Genomic DNA, 5,821 nt, shown 5'->3' on the forward strand with positions numbered 1-5,821 from the left:
CCGGCCGGCGGTCGACCCGGAGGATGCCGCCGTCCACGGCCGGCACCGGCCGGAACGCGGTCCGGGGCACCCGGCCGGCCAGCCGCCAGTGGTGCTCCGGCCAGGTGAGCACCGTGAGCCGGCTCCACCGGCCCCGGTCACCGGCCCGTTTGCGGGCGTACTCCAGCTGGGTGAGCAGCGTCGCGGCGCGCAGCCCGGGCGCGGCGAGGCACCAGCGGACCACGCCGGCCGTCAACGACCAGGGGATGCTGCCGACCACCGCGAACGGCTCGGCGGGTGGGGCGGCGGCGAGGAAGTCCGCCGGCCGGACCCGGACCCGGGGCAGGTCCGCGCAGGCCGCGGCCAGCTCCGGGAGGACGGCCGGGTCGACCTCGTACGCGATCAGCCGGCCGCACCGGGCGGCGAGCGGCCGGGTCAGCTGGCCCCGGCCGGCGCCCACCTCCAGCAGCAGGTCGTCCGGGCCGGGGCGGGCCGCCCGGACCATCCGCGCGACGGCGGCCGGGTCGGCGAGGAAGTTCTGGGACAGTACGCGACGGGACCGGTCGCGTGCGGTGGGTCGGCGGGGCGCCACGAATTCGTCCTGTCTGTCGCCGAGGGCGACGGGTACGGACAGGCGCGGTGATCGCTTCCGTGCCGGCGAGCCGGCGGCTACCCGGGTAGGGCGGGTACCGCCAGCTCGGGACGGTGGAGCGCGTCGAGCCAGGCGTCTGTCCGAGCGGATCGGGACTCGGACGACCCTGGAGTCGGCGGGGACGCGACGGACCGCCGCGCCGGGTTTCGCCGGCGGCGGTGGACCGCGCCGGGCACCGGCCGGTCACCCGCCTCGCGGCGGCACGGCGGCGGGCCCCGGACAGCCGGCACCGGCCCGGGCCCGGTCAGGGGCCAGCGGTGCGGACGGTCAGGTCAGGCGCGGAAGGCGTCCCGGCCGGCCAGGGCCGGACGCCGGAGTCGCGGACGGGCGACCAGGAGGAGCCCGCGCGCGGCCGGCGTACCGACCACGTCGATCAGGGCGTGGGTGCACATGCCGGTCAGGCTAGCCACGGGCGGTCCGCCCCGCGACGCATTTCGGCCGGGCGACCCGTCGGCGGTCCTGCCGGTGGTCGCGCCCGGTGGGGCTCAGAGGTCGACGGTGCGGCCCTGGGTGCGGGCGGTCTCGGCGGCCTCCAGGACGGCCACCACCTCCCGGCCGAACCGGACGTCGCAGCGGTGGTCGCGGGTGCCCGCCTCGACCTCCTCCAGCAGCTGGTCGATCGCCGTGCCGAACGCCTGGAGCGCGCTGCCGTCCCCGGGCGGGACGATCTCGGTGCCGTTCTCGCCGAAGAAGACGAAGTCCCGGGTGACCGCCTCCGCCGGTGCGTCCAGGGTGAGCGAGAGCGTGCTGGTGGCGCCCCCGTCGTGGGTGAGCAGCAGGTGCACCAGGCCGCTCGGGCCGTTCATCGCGGCCACCCGGGTGACCCGGCCGAGCACCGGCAGGATCAGCGACAACGCGTGCGGCCCGATGTCCCACAGCGCCCCGTGCTCCCGCCGCCACCGCGAATCCCCGTACGGGTTCCCGGGCTGGTAGATCGAGGCGAACATGGTGGCCCGGGCGTGCTGCCAACCGCCGGCCGCGGCGGTCGCGGCGAGGAAGCCGGTGACGTTCGGGTGGAACCGCTGGGTGAAGAAGACCACCGAGGCCACCCCGGACGCCTGGGCGGCCGCGACCACCCGGTCGGCCTCGGCGAGGCTCAGCGCCAGCGGCTTGTCCAGCAACAGGTGCTTGCCGGCGGTGGCGGCCCGGACGGCGATCTCCGCCTGCACGTCCGGCGGCAGCGCCACGGCGATCGCGTCGCACGCGGCGAGCAGCGCGTCCACGTCGTCGAAGGCCGGTACGCCGTGCCGGGCGGCCAGGGCGCCGGCCTTCGCCGGGTCCCGACCCCAGACCCCGGCCAGGGTGGCCCCGGGGTGGGCGTCGATCGCCGCGGCGTGCGTCTCCGCCGCCCAGTGACCGGTGCCGAACAAGCCGAACCGCAGCACGAGTCCCCCTGCCGTCGTCGTCCGCCACGGCGTACGCCGGTGGCCGTGATCCACGCTAGTCGTCCCGTCCGCCGTGTGCGCCCCGACGCGTCGGGAGAGCCGGGCGGCGGTGGCTACTACGACGCTTAGTAGGCTGTGCCGGTGAACCAGACTGCGCCGGGACGGCGTCGATGAGCAGCGCCGCGGCGGCCGGCTCGCCGGTGGACGGGATCCTCGCGACGGCCTCGATCGTGCTGTCGCTCGTCATCGCGCTCTGGGCCCTGGTGGCGGCGCTGCGCCACCGGGCACCGGACCGGCTCCAGTTCGCCGGCCTCGCGGTGCTGGAGCTGGCCCTGCTCGCGCTCGCCGTGGTCGCGTTGGTCGCGCTCGGCGGCGGCGAGCGGCCGGGCGAGCCGGGGGCCTTCTTCGGCTACCTGGTGACGCTGGTCTGCCTGCCGCCGCTGGCCTGGGTGCTGGCCCGGATGGAACCGACCCGCTGGGGTTCGGCGATCGTCTGCGCCGTCTGCCTGGTGGCCCCGGTGGTGGTGGTCCGCCTCCAGCAGACCTGGGAGGTCGTCGGTGGCTGAGACCAGGGCGCCGGAGCGCGCCACCAACAAGGGGCCGGGCCGGCTGCTGATCGCGGTCTACATCCTCTTCGCCATCGCCGCGACCTCGCGGGCCGGTCTGCAGATCGCCACCAAGTTCGACGAGGCGCCGGTGGCGTACCTGCTCTCCGCGGTGGCCGCGCTGATCTACATCGTGGCGGCGGTCGGGCTGGCCCGCGCCGGGCACACCGGTCGCCGGGTGGCGCTGGCCTGCTGTTCGGTGGAGCTGGTCAGGCGGGGGTGCGGCGGGTCCGCCAGAGCCAGAAGAGGCCCAGCATGGGCAGCACGAGCGGGATGTAGCCGTAGCCGCTGCCGAAGTCCGACCAGACCGTCTCGTCCGGGAAGAGCTCCTTGTCGGCGATGCTGAGGATGCCCACCGCGACCACCCCGACCAGCTCCACCGAACAGCAGGCCAGCGCCACCCGGCGACCGGTGTGCCCGGCGCGGGCCAGCCCGACCGCCGCCACGATGTAGATCAGCGCGGCCACCGCGGAGAGCAGGTACGCCACCGGCGCCTCGTCGAACTTGGTGGCGATCTGCAGACCGGCCCGCGAGGTCGCGGCGATGGCGAAGAGGATGTAGACCGCGATCAGCAGCCGGCCCGGCCCCTTGTTGGTGGCGCGCTCCGGCGCCCTGGTCTCAGCCACCGACGACCTCCCAGGTCTGCTGGAGGCGGACCACCACCACCGGGGCCACCAGGCAGACGGCGCAGACGATCGCCGAACCCCAGCGGGTCGGTTCCATCCGGGCCAGCACCCAGGCCAGCGGCGGCAGGCAGACCAGCGTCACCAGGTAGCCGAAGAAGGCCCCCGGCTCGCCCGGCCGCTCGCCGCCGCCGAGCGCGACCAACGCGACCACGGCGAGCGCGAGCAGGGCCAGCTCCAGCACCGCGAGGCCGGCGAACTGGAGCCGGTCCGGTGCCCGGTGGCGCAGCGCCGCCACCAGGGCCCAGAGCGCGATGACGAGCGACAGCACGATCGAGGCCGTCGCGAGGATCCCGTCCACCGGCGAGCCGGCCGCCGCGGCGCTGCTCATCGACGCCGTCCCGGCGCAGTCTGGTTCACCGGCACAGCCTACTAAGCGTCGTAGTAGCCACCGCCGCCCGGCTCTCCCGACGCGTCGGGGCGCACACGGCGGACGGGACGACTAGCGTGGATCACGGCCACCGGCGTACGCCGTGGCGGACGACGACGGCAGGGGGACTCGTGCTGCGGTTCGGCTTGTTCGGCACCGGTCACTGGGCGGCGGAGACGCACGCCGCGGCGATCGACGCCCACCCCGGGGCCACCCTGGCCGGGGTCTGGGGTCGGGACCCGGCGAAGGCCGGCGCCCTGGCCGCCCGGCACGGCGTACCGGCCTTCGACGACGTGGACGCGCTGCTCGCCGCGTGCGACGCGATCGCCGTGGCGCTGCCGCCGGACGTGCAGGCGGAGATCGCCGTCCGGGCCGCCACCGCCGGCAAGCACCTGTTGCTGGACAAGCCGCTGGCGCTGAGCCTCGCCGAGGCCGACCGGGTGGTCGCGGCCGCCCAGGCGTCCGGGGTGGCCTCGGTGGTCTTCTTCACCCAGCGGTTCCACCCGAACGTCACCGGCTTCCTCGCCGCGACCGCCGCGGCCGGCGGTTGGCAGCACGCCCGGGCCACCATGTTCGCCTCGATCTACCAGCCCGGGAACCCGTACGGGGATTCGCGGTGGCGGCGGGAGCACGGGGCGCTGTGGGACATCGGGCCGCACGCGTTGTCGCTGATCCTGCCGGTGCTCGGCCGGGTCACCCGGGTGGCCGCGATGAACGGCCCGAGCGGCCTGGTGCACCTGCTGCTCACCCACGACGGGGGCGCCACCAGCACGCTCTCGCTCACCCTGGACGCACCGGCGGAGGCGGTCACCCGGGACTTCGTCTTCTTCGGCGAGAACGGCACCGAGATCGTCCCGCCCGGGGACGGCAGCGCGCTCCAGGCGTTCGGCACGGCGATCGACCAGCTGCTGGAGGAGGTCGAGGCGGGCACCCGCGACCACCGCTGCGACGTCCGGTTCGGCCGGGAGGTGGTGGCCGTCCTGGAGGCCGCCGAGACCGCCCGCACCCAGGGCCGCACCGTCGACCTCTGAGCCCCACCGGGCGCGACCACCGGCAGGACCGCCGACGGGTCGCCCGGCCGAAATGCGTCGCGGGGCGGACCGCCCGTGGCTAGCCTGACCGGCATGTGCACCCACGCCCTGATCGACGTGGTCGGTACGCCGGCCGCGCGCGGGCTCCTCCTGGTCGCCCGTCCGCGACTCCGGCGTCCGGCCCTGGCCGGCCGGGACGCCTTCCGCGCCTGACCTGACCGTCCGCACCGCTGGCCCCTGACCGGGCCCGGGCCGGTGCCGGCTGTCCGGGGCCCGCCGCCGTGCCGCCGCGAGGCGGGTGACCGGCCGGTGCCCGGCGCGGTCCACCGCCGCCGGCGAAACCCGGCGCGGCGGTCCGTCGCGTCCCCGCCGACTCCAGGGTCGTCCGAGTCCCGATCCGCTCGGACAGACGCCTGGCTCGACGCGCTCCACCGTCCCGAGCTGGCGGTACCCGCCCTACCCGGGTAGCCGCCGGCTCGCCGGCACGGAAGCGATCACCGCGCCTGTCCGTACCCGTCGCCCTCGGCGACAGACAGGACGAATTCGTGGCGCCCCGCCGACCCACCGCACGCGACCGGTCCCGTCGCGTACTGTCCCAGAACTTCCTCGCCGACCCGGCCGCCGTCGCGCGGATGGTCCGGGCGGCCCGCCCCGGCCCGGACGACCTGCTGCTGGAGGTGGGCGCCGGCCGGGGCCAGCTGACCCGGCCGCTCGCCGCCCGGTGCGGCCGGCTGATCGCGTACGAGGTCGACCCGGCCGTCCTCCCGGAGCTGGCCGCGGCCTGCGCGGACCTGCCCCGGGTCCGGGTCCGGCCGGCGGACTTCCTCGCCGCCGCCCCACCCGCCGAGCCGTTCGCGGTGGTCGGCAGCATCCCCTGGTCGTTGACGGCCGGCGTGGTCCGCTGGTGCCTCGCCGCGCCCGGGCTGCGCGCCGCGACGCTGCTCACCCAGCTGGAGTACGCCCGCAAACGGGCCGGTGACCGGGGCCGGTGGAGCCGGCTCACGGTGCTCACCTGGCCGGAGCACCACTGGCGGCTGGCCGGCCGGGTGCCCCGGACCGCGTTCCGGCCGGTGCCGGCCGTGGACGGCGGCATCCTCCGGGTCGACCGCCGGCCGG

Annotated in this window: 7 protein-coding genes and 1 pseudogene; 4 read left to right on the top strand and 4 right to left on the bottom strand. The window is 76.5% G+C overall.

Annotated features, from left to right (window positions below; translation table 11 throughout):
* Positions 1-571 (bottom strand): rRNA adenine N(6)-methyltransferase family protein (locus ACWEVO_RS28090; RefSeq protein ID WP_452310501.1); only part of this gene is annotated, 571 nt, incomplete at its 3' end.
* 545 nt (positions 572-1,116) lie between these two features.
* Positions 1,117-2,016 (bottom strand): Gfo/Idh/MocA family protein, encoded by a 900-nt coding sequence (locus ACWEVO_RS28095; RefSeq protein WP_452310504.1) that lies wholly within the window; start codon positions 2,014-2,016, stop codon positions 1,117-1,119.
* A 170-nt stretch (positions 2,017-2,186) separates the two neighbouring features.
* Here ACWEVO_RS28095 and ACWEVO_RS28100 point away from each other — a divergent pair, with 170 nt between their 5' ends.
* Both ACWEVO_RS28100 and ACWEVO_RS28105 read left to right on the top strand, forming a co-directional pair.
* Positions 2,187-2,582, top strand: a complete 396-nt coding sequence (locus tag ACWEVO_RS28100; protein WP_452310502.1) for a hypothetical protein — start codon at positions 2,187-2,189, stop codon at positions 2,580-2,582.
* A pseudogene (locus ACWEVO_RS28105) lies at positions 2,575-2,829 on the top strand (hypothetical protein); the annotation flags it as partial. The gene ACWEVO_RS28100 and the pseudogene ACWEVO_RS28105, both read left to right, overlap by 8 nt.
* A 1-nt stretch (position 2,830) precedes the next feature.
* Here the strand turns inward: ACWEVO_RS28105 and ACWEVO_RS28110 are convergent.
* Together ACWEVO_RS28110 and ACWEVO_RS28115 are read right to left on the bottom strand one after the other, a co-directional pair.
* Positions 2,831-3,247, bottom strand: a complete 417-nt coding sequence (locus tag ACWEVO_RS28110) for a hypothetical protein (RefSeq protein WP_452310503.1) — start codon at positions 3,245-3,247, stop codon at positions 2,831-2,833.
* The gene (locus ACWEVO_RS28115) at positions 3,240-3,635 is read right to left on the bottom strand and encodes a hypothetical protein (RefSeq protein ID WP_452310502.1); all 396 of its coding nucleotides are present in this window, start codon (positions 3,633-3,635) and stop codon (positions 3,240-3,242) included. Before ACWEVO_RS28115 ends, ACWEVO_RS28110 begins: the two co-directional genes overlap by 8 nt.
* A 170-nt stretch (positions 3,636-3,805) precedes the next feature.
* On the opposite strand from ACWEVO_RS28115, the gene ACWEVO_RS28120 reads away from it, so the two are divergent.
* Together ACWEVO_RS28120 and ACWEVO_RS28125 are read left to right on the top strand one after the other, a co-directional pair.
* Positions 3,806-4,705 carry a Gfo/Idh/MocA family protein gene (locus ACWEVO_RS28120; RefSeq protein WP_452310504.1) on the top strand — a complete coding sequence of 300 codons (900 nt, stop codon included), beginning with the start codon at positions 3,806-3,808 and terminating at the stop codon, positions 4,703-4,705.
* Between the two features lie 545 nt (positions 4,706-5,250).
* On the top strand, positions 5,251-5,821 hold a 571-nt coding region (locus ACWEVO_RS28125), incomplete at its 3' end, for an rRNA adenine N(6)-methyltransferase family protein (protein WP_452310501.1).

Source organism: Micromonospora sp. NPDC003776 (genome assembly GCF_053605645.1).